The organism is Variovorax sp. OV329 (genome assembly GCF_900114785.1).
Lineage (GTDB): Bacteria > Pseudomonadota > Gammaproteobacteria > Burkholderiales > Burkholderiaceae_C > Variovorax.
This window is the reverse complement of sequence record NZ_FOUG01000002.1, coordinates 418,089-433,466: the sequence shown is the minus strand read 5'-3', so window position 1 is coordinate 433,466 and position 15,378 is coordinate 418,089. Positions and strand designations below refer to the sequence as shown.

At 68.4% G+C, this 15,378-nt stretch carries 12 protein-coding genes; 4 read left to right on the top strand and 8 right to left on the bottom strand.

What is annotated here, in order from left to right:
• Positions 1-31: 31 nt before the first annotated feature.
• The 8 genes from BM345_RS04840 to BM345_RS04805 form a co-directional block, all read right to left on the bottom strand.
• Entirely contained in the window at positions 32-1,363 is a 1,332-nt protein-coding gene (locus BM345_RS04840) for a glycosyltransferase WbuB (RefSeq protein ID WP_368086473.1), read from the bottom strand.
• Positions 1,356-2,552 (bottom strand): glycosyltransferase, encoded by a 1,197-nt coding sequence (locus BM345_RS04835; protein ID WP_093376082.1) that lies wholly within the window; start codon positions 2,550-2,552, stop codon positions 1,356-1,358. The genes BM345_RS04840 and BM345_RS04835 overlap by 8 nt, the downstream gene beginning before the upstream one ends.
• 7 nt (positions 2,553-2,559) lie before the next feature.
• Positions 2,560-3,915 (bottom strand): hypothetical protein, encoded by a 1,356-nt coding sequence (locus BM345_RS04830; protein ID WP_139237462.1) that lies wholly within the window; start codon positions 3,913-3,915, stop codon positions 2,560-2,562.
• Positions 3,912-4,973 (bottom strand): hypothetical protein, encoded by a 1,062-nt coding sequence (locus BM345_RS04825; protein ID WP_139237461.1) that lies wholly within the window; start codon positions 4,971-4,973, stop codon positions 3,912-3,914. The genes BM345_RS04830 and BM345_RS04825 overlap by 4 nt, the downstream gene beginning before the upstream one ends.
• Complete coding sequence (locus BM345_RS04820) at positions 4,945-5,931, bottom strand: GDP-L-fucose synthase (RefSeq protein ID WP_093376076.1); 987 nt, start codon at positions 5,929-5,931, stop codon at positions 4,945-4,947. Before BM345_RS04820 ends, BM345_RS04825 begins: the two co-directional genes overlap by 29 nt.
• A gap of 46 nt (positions 5,932-5,977) precedes the next feature.
• A complete protein-coding gene (locus BM345_RS04815) occupies positions 5,978-7,426 on the bottom strand; it encodes a mannose-1-phosphate guanylyltransferase/mannose-6-phosphate isomerase (RefSeq protein WP_093376074.1) in 1,449 nt (482 codons plus the stop codon).
• A complete protein-coding gene (locus BM345_RS04810) occupies positions 7,423-8,025 on the bottom strand; it encodes a sugar transferase (RefSeq protein ID WP_254789529.1) in 603 nt (200 codons plus the stop codon). The genes BM345_RS04815 and BM345_RS04810 overlap by 4 nt, the downstream gene beginning before the upstream one ends.
• 533 nt (positions 8,026-8,558) lie before the next feature.
• Entirely contained in the window at positions 8,559-11,672 is a 3,114-nt protein-coding gene (locus BM345_RS04805) for an Rne/Rng family ribonuclease (protein WP_093376070.1), read from the bottom strand.
• Positions 11,673-12,208: 536 nt separating this feature from the next.
• Between BM345_RS04805 and BM345_RS04800 the strand changes: the two genes are divergently transcribed.
• Genes BM345_RS04800 through BM345_RS04785 form a run of 4 tightly spaced genes read left to right on the top strand, consistent with a single transcriptional unit; the run spans position 12,209 to position 15,368 of the window.
• On the top strand, positions 12,209-13,279 hold the full coding sequence (locus tag BM345_RS04800; protein ID WP_093376068.1) for an RluA family pseudouridine synthase: 1,071 nt from the start codon (positions 12,209-12,211) through the stop codon (positions 13,277-13,279).
• Complete coding sequence (locus BM345_RS04795; RefSeq protein ID WP_093376066.1) at positions 13,276-13,956, top strand: HAD family hydrolase; 681 nt, start codon at positions 13,276-13,278, stop codon at positions 13,954-13,956. The genes BM345_RS04800 and BM345_RS04795 overlap by 4 nt, the downstream gene beginning before the upstream one ends.
• A 10-nt stretch (positions 13,957-13,966) precedes the next feature.
• Entirely contained in the window at positions 13,967-14,332 is a 366-nt protein-coding gene (locus BM345_RS04790; protein WP_093376064.1) for a Rieske (2Fe-2S) protein, read from the top strand.
• Between the two features lie 10 nt (positions 14,333-14,342).
• Entirely contained in the window at positions 14,343-15,368 is a 1,026-nt protein-coding gene (locus BM345_RS04785; RefSeq protein WP_093376062.1) for a S49 family peptidase, read from the top strand.
• Positions 15,369-15,378 lie beyond the last annotated feature (10 nt).

The following is a 15,378-nucleotide window of genomic DNA, read 5'->3' as shown; positions in this document are numbered from 1 at the left end:
CCCTTCGTCTTTTCGAAGGCGCCTGGAGGGCCTAGCGGCGGGCCTGGGCGATGCAGTCGTGCAGGGCGAGCTCGAACTGGCGCAGCACGGAATCGCGCGCCAGGTTCTGCTCGGCCCAGTCGCGCGCACGGCGGCCCAGTTCCTGGCGCAGCGCGGGCTGGCTGGCGAGATCCTCGATCGCCGCCGCAAAGGAATCGGCGTCGTCGGGCACGGCCAGCCTGCCGCACTGGGCCACGACCTGGCCCAGTTCGGTGTCCGGCCGCGAGCCGGCCACCACCGGCCGGCCGCTGCTGAGCATGCCGGTGAGCTTGGAGGGCATGACCAGGTCGGCGGCATCGGCTCGCTGGGGCAGCAGGTGGATGTCGGCCAGGCCCAGCAGTTCGGGCAGGCGCTCGACCGGCTGCAGATCGAGGAAGTGCACGTTGGCCAAGCCCTGGCAATCTCGCAGCAGCGCATCGCGTCCTGCACCTTGCCCGCAGTAGACGAACTGGATGTCGCCGCGGTGCTGCAGCTTTCTCGCCAGGCCCGACAGCACCTCCAGGCCCTGCTTGGCGCCCATGTTGCCCGAGTAGAGCGCCACCACCGCATCGTCGGCAATGCCCAGTTGTGCGCGGTAGCTGCTGGCGCCGGCGAGCGGCCTGACGGCCGACACGTCGACCCAGTTGGGAAGCGAGACCAGCCGATCCGGCGCCACGCCCTTGTCGCGGGCGCGCTCGAGCATGCGCTGGGAGATGGTGGACACGCGGTCGAAGCGGCGCAGCACCCAGCGCTCCGCCGCGCTGACCCATGCGCGCAGCCGCTCGCCCTTGAGCAGGCCCAGTTCGAAGGCGGCATCGACCTCGTAGTCCTGGATGTGCAGCCAGGCGCGTGCGCCCGACAGCCGGGCCAGCGCCAGCGCGCCGGGCGTGCAGGCGAAGGCGGGCGCCACCACCCACACCACGTCGGGCCGCCAGCGCCACTGGCCGGCGAGGGCCGGCAGGCTGGCGAGCGCGAAGCTGCCCAGGTGCACCAGGCGCCGCAGGCCCGAGGGCCTGGCCGGCACCCACAGCGGCGTGCGCGTCACTTCCACGCCATGCCAGATCTCGCGCCGGAATCGCCGAGCGCTGTAGCCGGGCCACACCGCCCATGCGGGGTAGTAGGGCGGCGCGGTGATCACGCGCACCTCGTGGCCCTGGGCCGCCAGCCACTGCGCCATCTCGCCGGTGTACTTGCCGATGCCCGTCATCTCCGGCGCGAAGTTGATGCCGTAGAGGAGAAGCTTCATGCGATGGCCCGGCAGCTGCGCCGCGCCTGTGTGGTCGGTGTCGTGGTGCGCAGGCTTCGCACCGGGAGGAACGAGGGCCTGTCGCTGCGAATCAGACATGGGCCCCCTGCTTCTGCAAGGGAGACATTGGCGTGGTCCGGGAATCCTGCACGATGCCCGTCAGCGTGCGGGCAACCTGGTCCATGCGGAAATGCGCGTCGAAGCACGCGCGGGCGGCCTCGCGCATCTGCTGCCACTGCGGCGCGGGCATGGCCAGCCAGCGCTCCAGGAGACTCACCGTGCCTTCCAGGGTGTCGGCCGCCACCAGGCCGGCTTGTGCCGACTCGATCTCGCGCCAGATGTTCACCTTGTCGCTGACCAGCACCGGGCATTCGCAGGCCATGGCTTCCACCACCGCGATGCCGAAGTTCTCCTGGTGCGAAGGCAGGCAGAAGGCGTCGGCGCTGCGGAAAGCGCCCCACTTGGCCGCGCCCGTCAGCATGCCGGCCCAGCAGATGCGGTCCGCCACGCCCAGGCGCCGTGCCATCTGTTCCAGCGTGGGCTGCCAGTGAGTCTGGTCGGGCCCGGCCATGACCAGGTGCACCTCGGGCCGGTTCGCGCAGACCTTGGCGAAGGCCTCGACCAGCAGGTCGCATCCCTTCTTGGAATGGATGCGGCCCAGGAAGAGCAGCGTGCGCTTGCCGCGCAGATCCGGAAAGGCGCTGAAGAAGGCGTCCTTCGACACCGCCGGGTCATCGGCCGGCGGCGCCGTGCCGAAGGAGACGATGGCTTCCCTGGCGCTGTACAGCCAGAAGCTCTGGCGCGCCAGCAGGCGTTCTTCCTCGCAGGTGAAGAGCACGCGCCGCGCGTCGCGCAGCACGCGGTACTCGGCCCAGGGCCAATAGGCCCATTTCTTCAGGTGCTTGAGCGGATAGCGCCGCTTGAACCAGGGGTCGAGCATGCCGTGCGGAAACACGTAGTAGGGCGTGCCGGTGCCGGCCAGCGCCTGTCGCGTACCCAGGCCGATGTACTGCCACAGGCCGTTGACGATCACGGCGTCGAAGCGGCCCGCGTTGGCCTGCAGCCAGGGCACGAAGGCGGGGCTGTAGCCGAAGCGGCCGCGTGCCGGGCCGAGTGCATGAAGCGGCGCCGTGTCGAATTCGCCCACGCAGGCTGCCGCCGGATCGTCCAGCGATGCGAACTCGCCCGTGTGCCCCTGGACTGCCAGTGCGCGCTGCAGTTGGGTCGCACCCTCGATCGGTCCGCCGCCGGCGGCGTCCACCGAGGCGATGACGTGCAGGAACCTCATGCGAGCCTCATCCAAACAGCCGCAGCGTCGGGTAGCGCAGGCTCAGGAAACCCAGGGCCAGCAGCACGCCGAACATGCCGTTGGCGGTGAGCTGGCCGATCACAGGCCAGGTGATCAGCGCCAGCGAGATCGCGATCCACACCAGGATGGGAAACACCGCTTTCGTCTGCAGCGAGCGCTTGAGCGCGATGCCGATGCCGCCCACCACCACCGCCAGCTTGACCAGCACGAAGAGGGCGCCGACCAGTCCGCCTTCGATCAAGGTGCGGCCTGCTTCCGATTCGGAATAGAGGAACACCGTGCGCCCGCTGAACTGCACGTACTGCGCCAGGTTGGAGCCGATGCCGATGCCCGCGCCCAGCCAGGTGAAGCGGTCCAGAACGCCGCGCTCGCCCAGGAAGATGGAGGAGATGCGCTCGACCAGGTCTTCGCTTTCCGCGGCCACCTGGAAGCGTTGCTGCGTGGCTTCCACCGCGCCCTGGAAGAGGTAGACCAGGGCCACCACCGCCAGCACGGCGACCACGGCGGCAATGAGGGCCAGGCCCTTGCGCCGCATGGGAGCGAACACCAGGTTGCCCAGCAGGAAGATGGCGAACATGCCGCCGGTGTAGATGATCGAGGCCCGCGCGCCGCTCACCAGCGCGCAGGCCGCGAGTGCGCCCAGGAAGGCCAGCGCGATGAAGCGATGGCTGAACTTGCGCTTGCGCGCCTCGAACGCGCCCAGCGCAAAAGGTGCGCAGGTGGCCAGGAAGATGGTGAAGCCAGAGGTGAAGCTGAAGGTGCCGGTGGTGCGTACCACGCCGGCGATCACCACGAACACCGAACCCTCGTCGGCGTCCAGTGACTGGTTGATGAAGGCCCCGGGCGGCGACTGGTGCTGAAGCACGGCCAGCGGCGCCATCAGCACCAGCGTGGCGAGCAGCACGCGCAGCGAGACGATGTAGTCGCGCTCGCTCATTCCCACCGCGGCCGCCAGGCCGAACCAGAAATACAGCAGCCAGAAGCGCAGGCCGATCAGCAGCACGGCGAAGGTGCTTTCGCCCAGCGTGAGCTGCAGCAGGCCCCAGCCCAGCACGCAGGCCGACCAGGCGCCCATGATCGTGGCCAGCTGCGGCAGGCGGCGGAAGTGGCCGCGGGTGATGGCGCGCACCACCATGTAGCTCGCCAGCACGTCGCGCAGCAGGATGAGGGGCAGTGTGCTCGACTCCGCCACCCATTTGCGCACGGCACCCTCGAAGATGATGATGAGCATCACCGAGATGAACAGGCGTCCGGTCAGGCTCATGCGCGCGCTGGTTGCGCTGGACGAGGAAGCGGGACGGGCAAGGGCGGCGGCGCCGGGCATCATGGCCGATGATCTCATGGCGATGCCCGCATCAGGTCGCGGAAAGCCTGGGCATGGGCGTCGACGCGGTGGGGCTGGTACCACTGGAAGGCGGCCGTGCCGACGCGGTCTGGGTCGAGCCGGCCGGCCGATACGCCGGCGTAGCCCGCGGCGTAGTGGTGGTCGGGCACCAGGCCGTCGTGGGCCTGGTAGTCGTCGGCGAACAGCAGGGTGGACACGCCGTGCGCACTGTAGGCCGCGAACACGCCGCTCTTGGCGACCACGTGCGGCGGATAGCACAGCAGGCCGAAGCGCGCTTCCGCCAGGCGCTCGCTGACCTGCTCGGGCGGGAGGCTGCCGTGGGCATGGATGCGCTGCGACTCGCGCAGGCGGTCGTAGTCGTTCGAGCAGATGGGCGGACCGATGTCATGCACCGCCAGGCCCTGCTCCATTGTCCAGCGCCAGAAGCCGGCGTCGAGCCGGCGATACACCTGGGCACGGATGGACGGGCCGCCGAACACCACGATCTTGTCGGCGCGCTGCGTGGGCCGCGTCGCCGGCTCGCCGACGTTGGAATACACCGGCAGCACGCGATGCGGCACAGGCCCCGAATGCGCGCGCAGCCAGTGCGCCGCCATGTTGCAGTTGGTCAGCCAGTAGCTGGACAGGCTGCCCAGGTCGGCGGCGATCCGGCGCTGCATCGGGCCCAGCCAGAAGGCCGAGCGCCAAGGGGGCTCCACCGCGAAGAGTTCGTGGAAGAAGATGCCTACCTGCGTGCCGCGCGTGCGCAGTTGCGTGAGCCGCTGCACCAGCCAGTTGGGAATGCCGCGCGGGTGATAGCCATAACCGCTGAAGTTCAGCATCACGCTGCCCGAGCCGTACTCCGACAGCGGGGTGTCGGCGGTGGGCGCGAGGATGCGGCCGGGGATGTGCCGGTTCATGATCTCCGCGTAGTCGCGCACACCACCGGTGCCCGGTGGAATCAGGGTGACGAGTTCGGGGGACATCAAGGCAGCGGCGCGCGCGAAATCCGACCCGCCCAGCGGCGCGCCGTCGGGATGGAGGCGCTCAAGCCGCAGCAACGGCTTCGGGCTCACGCGCCTGCTGGGCCAGGAAATCTGCGTAGGCACGTGACAGGCCCTCGCGCAGCGGAGTGCTGGCCTTCCAGCCCAGCTTGTGCAACAGCGACACGTCCAGCAGCTTGCGCGGCGTGCCGTCGGGCTTGCTGGTGTCGTACTTCAGGCCGCCGCTGTAGCCCACGGCCTCGGCCACCAGGCTGGCCAGCTCGCCGATGGAGAGGTCTTCGCCGGTGCCCACGTTGAGGTGGCTTTCCATCGGATTCGTGCTGGCCGCGTACACGTCGTGCGGCAGGGCCATGGTGTGCAGGCAGGCCTCGGCCATGTCGTCCACGAACAGGAACTCGCGCTTGGCGCGGCCCGTGCCCCAGATGGTGACGAAGGGCGCATCGGCCAGCTTGGCCTCGTGGAAGCGGCGGATCATGGCCGGCACCACGTGGCTGTTCTCGGGGTGGTAGTTGTCGCCCGGGCCATAGAGGTTGGTGGGCATCACGCTGCGATAGTCGGTGCCGTACTGCCGGTTGTAGCTCTCGCACAGCTTGATGCCGGCGATCTTGGCGATGGCATAGGGCTCGTTGGTGGGCTCCAGCTTGCCCATCAGCAGCGCGGTCTCGGTCATGGGCTGCGGCGCCAGGCGCGGGTAGATGCAGCTGGAGCCGAGGAACAGCAGGCGCCGCACGCCGGCGCGCCAGGCTTCATGCACCACGTTGTTCTGCACCATGAGGTTCGAATAGATGAACTCCGCCGGATAGGTGTTGTTGGCATGGATGCCGCCCACGCGCGCGGCTGCCATGTAGACCTCGTCGGGCCGCTCCTTGGCGAAGAAGGCGCGCACTTCGGCCTGGTCGGTCAGGTCCAGTTCGGCATGGGTGCGGGTGATGATCGACTTCACGCCCTGACGCTCCAGGCTGCGCACGATGGCACTTCCCACCATGCCCCGGTGACCTGCGACGAAGATCCGTTTTTGCGAATTGCTCATGACGTTAGCGCAATGGCCTGTGGTTGTGACAGAAGGGAGGGGCGGCTCAGGCGATCCGCCGCTGTAGCGTTTCGTCGTCGGGCGTGCCGGTTTCCTGGCCTTCCTCGAAGCGGACGATGTCGTCGTCGCCGAGGTAGCCGCCGGTCTGGACTTCGATGATCTCGACGGTGGTCTTGCCAGGATTGCTCAGCTGGTAGACCGTGCCCGGCGAGATGTAGATGGACTGGTTCTCGTGCACGAGCGTGGTTTCGCCGTCGCGCAGCACCTGCGCCGTGCCCTGGACCACCACCCAGTGCTCGGCGCGGTGGTGGTGCATTCGCAGCGCGAGCTTCGCGCCTGCCTTGACCGTGAGGCGCTTGACGGCGAATCGCTCGCCGTCGTCCACGCTGTCGTAGGCGCCCCAGGGCCGCGGCACGCGTCGGTGGTGCGTGGCCTGGCTGCGGCCGCGGGTGGTGAGCAGGCTCACCGCGTCCTTGACCTGCTCGGCGTTGTCGCGGTGCGCCACCAGCAGGGCGTCGGGCGTGTCGACGATGAGCAGGTCCTGCGTGCCCAGTGCAACCACCGGCCGGGTGGGCGCGTGAATGAAGGTGTTGGCCGCGGCGATGGTGAAGCCGTTGCCGCTGATGCGGTTGCTCTGCTCGTCGCAGGGATGCAGGTCGGCCACCGCGTTCCAGCTGCCCACGTCGCTCCAGGCGCCTTCGAAGGGCACCACCGCGACGCGGCCGGACTTCTCGAGCACCGCGTAGTCGATGCTCTGGCTGCGGCAACCCTCGAAGGCCGCGCGATCCACGCGGATGAAGTCGCCGTCGTGCATCGGCCGCGCGGTGGCGCGCCGGCAACTGTCGAGGATGTCGGGCGCGTGCTGCGCGAGCTCGTCGATGAGCACCTGGGCGCGCACCAGGAAGATGCCGGCGTTCCAGAGGTGGCCGCCGGCCAGGATCATTTCAGCCGCACGCTCTGCCGATGGCTTCTCGAGAAAGGCTTCGACCCGGTTCGCGCCCTGGCGGCCGGCCTCGCCTTCGAGCACCTCGCCCTGGCGGATGTAGCCGTAGCCCGAACTCGGAAAGGTAGGGACCACTCCGAAAGTCACGAAGCAGCCACTCTCTGCCGCCGGCACGCCCTTGCGAATGGTGGCGGCCAGCTTTTCCGGCTCGGGAATGTGATGGTCGGCCGGCGCGAACAGCAGCAACTGATCAGGCTTGGCCAGCAGCGCCGCCGCAGCCATGGCCGCCGCCGTATTGCGCGCGCAGGGCTCCAGCACCTGCGAACCGCCGACCCCGGCGGCCTGCGTCACTTCCTGCACCAGGAAGCGGTGTTCCTCGGCCGCCACGCACATCACGTCCGGCCCCAGCAGGCGCAGGCGCTCCAGCGTGAGCTGCAGCAGGCTCTTGTCTCCCAGTAGGGGTGCGAACTGCTTGGGCAGCGTCTTGCGCGACAGGGGCCACAGCCGGGTGCCGCTGCCGCCGCACAGGACGACGGGCAGGATGGCGCTCATCGCGAGCCGTCTCCGGTGATGACGACCAGCACCGTCTTGACGAGGATCTTCAGGTCCAGCCAGAGCGACCAGTTGTTGACGTAGTAGGCGTCCAGCTCTACCCGTTTGGCGTAGGGCAGACGATTACGTCCACTGACCTGCCACAGCCCGGTGATGCCCGGGCGCATGGCGCAGTAATGCTCCCAGTCGCGTCCGTAGAGCGTGCGCTGGCGCTCCATGCAGGGGCGCGGGCCCACCAGGCTCATGTCGCCCTTGAGCACGTTCCAGAACTGGGGCAGCTCATCCAGGCTGAGCTTGCGGATCCAGTGGCCGATGGGGGTGATACGCGGGTCTTTTTCCAGCTTCTGGAAGGTGTCCCACTCGGTGCGGGCCATGTCGTTCTTGCTGAGGAACTGGTCCAGGACGGTGTCCGAGTCGCGCACCATGGAGCGGAACTTGAAGAAGCGAAAGCGCCGGCCGCCTTCGCCCAGGCGCACCTGGCCGAAATGCACCGGGCTGCCCATGCTCAATCGCACGCACAGCGCCACGGCCAGGTAGAAGGGGCCGAGGACCAGGAAGAACACCAGGGCGCCCACGATGTCGATGGCGCGTTTGGCCACGCGCTCCGGCACGCTCAGCCTGCGGAGGACAGGGGCCGCGATATATGGCGACGAACTGCTCCCTCCACCGGGGGACAGTTGCCGGTCTAGTCGACCGCGTGCGCTGGAATCAGGTCGGAACATGCAAATTCCTCGAATTTGGTGCAGTAGCGGCGCCACTTCGGTGGGGAGTGGCAGTGTAACGCTTTACTACTATTCGCAAGAATTTGAACACATTCTGCTGACATTGTCGCGCTCCCGAAAGTGGTACGCCATACGGCGAATGGGAGACCGTGACATTCGGCCGGGACCGGATTTTGCGTCATGCTTCAGTGCAGCAAGCGACAGTCTATGTGTAATCCCTTCGTTTGCATCGCGCGTAACAGCTTTCGTGCGGCAGATGTGGTGTGTGTGCACCAACTAAAAGGCCCCGGAGCTCTTGCGAGGCTGTCGACGAGCGGCGAGCACGGCGCGCCCGACGGCAAGAAAAAAGGCGACCAGGACAGTTCCTGGTCGCCTTTGGGGAGGCGCAAAGGCGGCTGTGCCGCCAAAAATCAGCTCAGGTGGGCCGAGCCACCGGGTTGGCCGCCCTCGAAGGGCAGCACCACCTGCGCCAGATCACGGCGCGTTTCCACCAGGATCAGCGGACCTTCGTCGAGCTGGACCACCGCGGGACGCTCGCGCGGTACGTGCACCGGCTTGGGTTCCGCAGCAATGGCGGCCTGGACCTGGGCGACGCGTTCGGCGTCCGAATTGACCCAGTGCAGGCCGGATCCTTCCGCGATCTGCGCCAGATCGGCCAGTGGCAGGTCGAAAGAGGACACCTTCGGCATGCCGCGCGAAGGCGCTGCGGGCGCCGCCGGAACCTCGATCGGCCTGGTGGCGGCTGGCAGTTCCAGCGAAGGCGGGGCCACCTCGATGTTGCTGCGCACCGGCTGCATCGGTGCTGCGGCCTGGAGCGGCGCTTCTTCCGCGGTGCCAGCTTCGGCGCGGGGCTCGCCGCCCTCGCGCGGGGCACGCTCTCGGCGATCGCGGCCGTAGCGGTCACGCGAACGCGGACGGCGCTCTTCGCCTTCGGCGCGCGCTGCCTCGGGGGCTTGCGCGCCTTCGGCTTCCGGTGCGTTCGAGGCTTCTGCCTGAGCCGGGTCGGCATGGGTCTGCTCGTCGAAACGGCGTTCGACGCGCTCGCCACGTTCACCGCGCTCGCGGCGCTCGCCGCGGCTGCGCTGCGGGCGCTGCTGCTCGGCATTCACCGGCGCTTCTTCACCGACGAACTGCTCGGCGGCTGCCAGTTGGCCCTCGGGCAGGACTGCCGGGTTCTCTTCGCGGTTGCGTGCATCGCCCTCGCGGCGCTCGCCACGGCCAGAGCGGCGCTCGCCTTCGCGGGGTTCGCGCGGCTCGCGTGCCTCGCGCGGCTCGCGCGGCTCACGGGCCTCGCGTGGTTCGCGGCCTTCACGCGCTTCACGGTTTTCACGCGGCTCGCGACCCTCGCGCGGTTCGCGACCCTCGCGCGGTTCGCGGACTTCGCGACCTTCGCGTCCTTCGCGCGGTGCGCGGGGTTCACGCGGCTCGCGCACTTCGCGGGCCTCGCGCGGCTCGCGCACTTCGCGGGCTGCCTGTTCGCGCGGCTCGCGCGGTTCGCGCACCGGCGCGTCGCCGCGTGCCTCGCCACCACGGCCCTGGCCTTCGCGGCGCTGCTCGCCGTTGCGGCCGGCACCACCGCGGCGCTCGCCGTCGCGTCCGCCACGGCCCTCGCCGCGACGACCTTCGCCGTCGCGTCCGCCGCGGCGCTCGCCATCGCGTCCACCACGTGCTTCGCCATCACGGCCGGTGCGGCCGTCGCGACGACCGGTCTTGGCTTCCGCAGCCGCTGCAGCGGCAGGCGCCGGCGCAGGGGCGGGTGCCGGTGCGGCGTTGCCACCGAACAGGCCCTTGAGCCAGCCCATGAAGCCGCCTTCGGCGACCGGGCGCTGCGCCGCCACGGGGGCAGGCGCGGCAACCGGTGCGCGCGGCGCAGCCGGTGCGGCCTGTGCCGCCTCGGGCTTGGGCGTGGCGATGGGGGCCGGCGCGTCGGGCAGCACGCCCTTGATCACCGGCGTCTGCTTGTTGGTGGGCTCCTGCGAGCGGCGCGTCACCGAGGTCGGGTCCTCGATCTCGTCGGCCATCTTGTAGCTGGCTTCGATGTGGTCCAGTCGCGGGTCGTCGTGCTTCAGGCGCTCGAGCCTGTAGTTGGGCGTTTCCAGCGTCTTGTTGGGCACCATCAGCACGTTCACGCGCTGCTTGAGCTCGATCTTGGCGATTTCCGTGCGCTTCTCGTTCAGCAGGAAGGAAGCCACTTCCACCGGCACCTGTACGTGCACGGCGGCGGTGTTGTCCTTCATGGACTCTTCCTGAATGATGCGCAGGATCTGCAGCGCGCTCGACTCGGTGTCGCGGATGTGGCCGGAGCCGCCGCAGCGCGGGCAGGGGATGGAGGCGCCTTCGGAGAGCGCCGGCTTCAGGCGCTGGCGGCTCATTTCCATGAGGCCGAACTTGCTGATCGAGCCGAACTGCACGCGGGCGCGGTCCTGGCGCAGGGCGTCGCGCAGGCGGCTTTCGACTTCGCGGCGGTTCTTCGACTCGTCCATGTCGATGAAGTCGATGACGATCAGGCCGCCCAGATCGCGCAGGCGCATCTGGCGGGCCACTTCATCGGCGGCCTCGAGGTTGGTGCGGGTGGCGGTTTCCTCGATGTCGCCGCCCTTGATGGCGCGGGCCGAGTTCACGTCCACCGAGACCAGGGCTTCGGTGTGGTCGATCACGATGGCGCCGCCCGAGGGCAGCTGCACGGTGCGGGCGTAGGCCGACTCGATCTGGTGCTCGATCTGGAAGCGGCTGAACAGGGCGGCGTCGTCGCGGTAGCGCTTCACGCGGGCGGCATGCTCGGGCATGACGTGCGCCATGAACTGCTGGGCCTGCTCGTAGATGTCGTCGGTGTCGATCAGGATGTCGCCGATGTCGTGATTGAAATAGTCACGGATCGCGCGAATGACCAGGCTGGATTCCTGGTAGATCAGGAAGGCGCCCTTGCCGCCCTTGGCGGCGCCGTCGATGGCGCCCCACAGCTTGAGGAGGTAGTTCAGGTCCCATTGCAGTTCGGGCGCAGTGCGGCCGATGCCGGCGGTGCGCGCGATGATGCTCATGCCCTTGGGGTACTCGAGCTGGTCCATGGCCTCTTTCAGCTCGGCCCGGTCGTCACCCTCGATGCGGCGGCTCACGCCACCGCCGCGCGGGTTGTTGGGCATCAGCACGACGTAGCGGCCGGCCAGCGAGATGAAGGTGGTGAGGGCCGCGCCCTTGTTGCCGCGTTCTTCCTTTTCCACCTGGACGACCAGTTCCTGGCCTTCCCGGATGGCTTCGTTGATGCGCGCCGAACTGGCCGACACGCCTTCTGCGAAGTACTGCTTGGAGATTTCCTTGAACGGCAGGAAGCCGTGGCGGTCTTCGCCGTAGTCGACGAAGCAGGCTTCCAGCGAAGGCTCGACGCGGGTGACGACGGCCTTGTAGATGTTGCCCTTGCGCTGTTCGCGCCCTTCGATTTCGATTTCGTAGTCGAGGAGCTTCTGTCCGTCGACGATGGCCAGGCGGCGTTCTTCGGCCTGCGTGGCATTGATCAGCATCCGCTTCATGATGCGTTGTCCTTTTGTCTATCGCTCTACATGCCCATGACGGGCAACGATGCACGGACGATCGCTCGCGAAACGACGGGATTGCCGCTTGACTCCGGATGCATGGAGGCGGCCAAGGCGCGCAAGATGCGCGCAGCGGCCGCCCGAGCGCTAGCTCGTCAGCCGGGGTGGGGGCGCATGGATGGGCGCGAGCCCGATGTGATGCTTGCGCGCCGTCTGGGGGACGGCAGGGGGCGCGTGGGTTGCGACGCGCTCCAGGGTGAATTCAATGGCTGCGGCCACCGGCTTTAGCCAGTGCAGCACCATATGAATCAGCAACATCAGCACAAGAGACTCGCTTCGATCCGCCGGCAGATGTGGGTCTGCCGGCTGGGTATTCCGTTTTCGTGTTTCGTTGGCGTCGGCTTGACTTGTGCAGCGCACCTGCCACTTTGCGCTCTAGCGCGGGGTTTGCAGGAGGCGTCGCCAAAGCGGCATCGACCTTTCAGCGTGGACCGTGGGGGTGCTCTAAACTTCTCGTCTAATCAAGCACTTACATGACCGCGCTGGTAAAAAACATTATAGGTGCGAAGCGCGAGCCCGGGACAGGGCCAGCCCTTGCGCCTGCCGAATCGGTCAAGTTTCTGACCGTTGACGACGGCTCGGCCGGTCAGCGGCTGGACAACTACCTGTTCAAGCACCTCAAGGGCGTGCCCAAGACCCACGTCTACCGGATCATCCGCTCTGGCGAGGTGCGGGTGAACAAGGGCCGCGCCCAGGCCGAAACGCGTGTCGAGGAGGGCGACGTGGTGCGCCTGCCGCCCACCCGGACCAGCGCCAGTTCGGCCCCCGAGGCGTCCGCCAAGCCCGCGCCGGCACGGGTTTTCACCGTGTTGCACGAAGACGACGCCGTCCTGGCCATCGACAAGCCGGCCGGAGTGGCGGTGCATGGCGGCAGCGGCGTGAGCTTCGGCGTGATCGAGCAGCTGCGCGCCGCCCGGCCCACGGCCCGCTTCCTGGAACTGGTGCACCGGCTGGACCGGGAAACCTCCGGCATCCTCCTGGTGGCCAGGAAGCGCAGCGCCCTCACCAATTTGCAGGACCAGTTCCGCGAGCGCGAGACCGGCAAGACCTACCTGGCGCTGGTGCTGGGCGAATGGCCTGCCAACAAGAAGGTGATCGATTCGCCGCTGGCGCGCTACCTCTTGCCGGCCGGCGACGTGTCGGGCGGGGAGGGCGAGCGCCGGGTGCGGGTGGTGCCCAAGGACCATCCGGACGCCATGAAGGCCGTCACCCTGGTGAAGGTGCTGGATCGCTTCACGCTGCCGGGCGAGGCCGCGCCGATGTCGCTGCTGGCCGTCACCATCAAGACCGGCCGCACCCACCAGATCCGGGTGCACCTGGCCTCCAGCGGGCATCCCATCGCCGGCGACGAGAAGTACGGCGACTACGCCCGCAACCGGCTCCTGCAGAAGCAGGGGCTCAAGCGCATGTTCCTGCACGCCTGGCGCCTGCAGTTCAACCATCCGGCGGACGGCCGGCGCATGGCGCTGCAGGCCGGGCTGCCCGACGACCTGGCCGGCGTGCTGCCCGCCGCCACCCGCGACAGCCTTTCGACGCATCCATGACCATCGCTTCCTCTTCTTCCTCCGACCGCCGCTTCGACCTCATCGCCTTCGACTGGGACGGCACGCTGTACGACTCCACCCAGATCATCGTGCGCTGCATCCAGGCGGCGGTGGTCGACGTGGGTGGCGCGCGTCCCAGTGACACCGATGCCGCCTGGGTCATCGGCCTGGGCCTGGGCGAGGCCCTGGCGCGCGTCGCGCCCGACGTTCCGCGCGACAAGTACCCCGAACTGGGCTCGCGCTACCGCCACCACTACCTGCGCCACCATGACGACCTGGTGCTCTTCGATGGCGTGCTGCCTCTGCTGGATGTGCTGCGCGGCCGCGGATACAAGCTGGCGGTGGCGACAGGCAAGTCGCGCTCCGGGCTCAACGCCGCCTTGGCCACCACCGCCCTGCAGGGCCGCTTCGATGGCTCGCGCACGGCCGACGAGACCTTGGGCAAGCCGCATCCACGCATGCTGCTCGAGTTGATGGAAGAGCAGGGCACCTCGCCCGAGCGCACCTTGATGATCGGCGACACGACCCACGACCTGCAGTTGGCCCGCAACGCCGGCTGCCCCAGCGTGGCCGTGAGCTACGGCGCGCACCCGATCGACAGCTTCGGCGCGCTGGAGCCCCTGTACGTGGCGCATTCGGTGGCCGGTCTGCAGGCGTGGTTGCTGGAAAACGGCTGAAATCGAAGGCATGGACGAACGGATCCCGCTGTGCAATTCCGCCGACCTGGTCGAGGGCGGCCGGGCCGTGTCCTTCGACGTGGTGCACGCGGGGTTGAGCTGCCGGGCCTTCGCCATCCGCTTCGAGGGCGCCGTCCATGCCTTCCTCAACCGCTGCACGCACGTGGCGATGGAGATGGACTACCAGCCCGACCGCTTCTTCGACGACACCGGCCAGTGGCTTTTGTGCGCCACCCATGGCGCGGTCTACAAGCCCGACACCGGCGAATGCGCCGGCGGCCCCTGCCGCGGCGGCCTGGTGAAGATCGCCCTGAGCGAGGACGACGGCGTGGTGCGCTGGCATACTGACTGGAACCTGAAACCTCTGGTTTTCTAGAAGCCCCCCAATGACCGAACCCACCCGCACGGAACCCGAAGGTTTCGAACCCTTCGAACGTCCCCCGGCGCGCGCCGCAGTCTCCGCCAGTCCCAAGGACCAGCCCGCCGGCTGGGAGCGCGCCACGCTCGAGAAACTGGCCTTTGCCGCCCTCAACGAGCAGCGGGCCGCGCGCCGCTGGAAGACCTTCGTGCGCCTGGCCTGGCTGGTCTTCTTCATCACCATCGGCTGGCTGGCCTTCTCGCGCGCGCAGCCCGCGGCGGTGAAGTCCACCGCCCACACCGCGGTGGTCGAGATCAAGGGCGAGATCGCCGAAGGTGCCGACGCCAGCGCCGAGTTCATCTCCTCGGCCATGAAGTCCGCCTTCGAGGACGACGGCGCCAAGGCCGTCGTGCTGCTGATCAACTCGCCCGGCGGCAGTCCGGTGCAGGCCGGTATCGTGGCCGACGAGATCAAGCGCATGCGTGCCAAGTACAACAAGCCCGTCTACGCGGTGGTGGAAGAGACCTGCGCCTCGGCCGCCTACTACATCGCCTCGGCCACCGACAAGATCTTCGTCGACAAGGCCAGTCTGGTGGGCAGCATCGGCGTGCTCATGGACGGCTTCGGCTTCACCGGCGTGATGGAGAAGGTGGGCGTGGAGCGCCGCCTGCTCACCTCGGGCGAGAACAAGGGCTTCCTCGACCCCTTCAGCCCGGTGAGCGACGCCCAGCGCGCCCATGCGCAGCAGATGCTCGACCAGATCCACGCGCAGTTCATCAACGTGGTGAAGGCCGGCCGCGGCGACCGCCTCAAGCTGCAGACGCCGGGCCTGTTCAGCGGCCTGTTCTGGACCGGCCAGCAGGCGGTGGAGATCGGCCTGGCCGACCAGATCGGCAGTGTGGACTTCGTCGCCCGCGACATCGTCAAGGCCGAGGAACTGGTCGACTACACCCGCCGCGAGAACGTGGCCGAGAAACTGGCCAAGCGCTTCGGCGCCGCCATGGGCGAGGCCACGGTGCGCGCCGCCTCGCGCATGGCGCCCTCCGTCCGCTGAGGACTTTCCT

Bases quoted from the DNA above. Each gene is read 5' to 3' on its own strand.
- BM345_RS04795 (WP_093376066.1), top strand. From the start codon at position 13,276: ATGACCATCGCTTCCTCTTCTTCCTCCGACCGCCGCTTCGACCTCATC.
- BM345_RS04800 (WP_093376068.1), top strand. From the start codon at position 12,209: ATGACCGCGCTGGTAAAAAACATTATAGGTGCGAAGCGCGAGCCCGGG.
- BM345_RS04790 (WP_093376064.1), top strand. From the start codon at position 13,967: ATGGACGAACGGATCCCGCTGTGCAATTCCGCCGACCTGGTCGAGGGC.
- BM345_RS04840 (WP_368086473.1), bottom strand. From the start codon at position 1,363: ATGTCTGATTCGCAGCGACAGGCCCTCGTTCCTCCCGGTGCGAAGCCT.
- BM345_RS04815 (WP_093376074.1), bottom strand. From the start codon at position 7,426: ATGAGCGCCATCCTGCCCGTCGTCCTGTGCGGCGGCAGCGGCACCCGG.
- BM345_RS04820 (WP_093376076.1), bottom strand. From the start codon at position 5,931: ATGAGCAATTCGCAAAAACGGATCTTCGTCGCAGGTCACCGGGGCATG.
- BM345_RS04830 (WP_139237462.1), bottom strand. From the start codon at position 3,915: ATGAGATCATCGGCCATGATGCCCGGCGCCGCCGCCCTTGCCCGTCCC.
- BM345_RS04785 (WP_093376062.1), top strand. From the start codon at position 14,343: ATGACCGAACCCACCCGCACGGAACCCGAAGGTTTCGAACCCTTCGAA.
- BM345_RS04805 (WP_093376070.1), bottom strand. From the start codon at position 11,672: ATGAAGCGGATGCTGATCAATGCCACGCAGGCCGAAGAACGCCGCCTG.
- BM345_RS04835 (WP_093376082.1), bottom strand. From the start codon at position 2,552: ATGAGGTTCCTGCACGTCATCGCCTCGGTGGACGCCGCCGGCGGCGGA.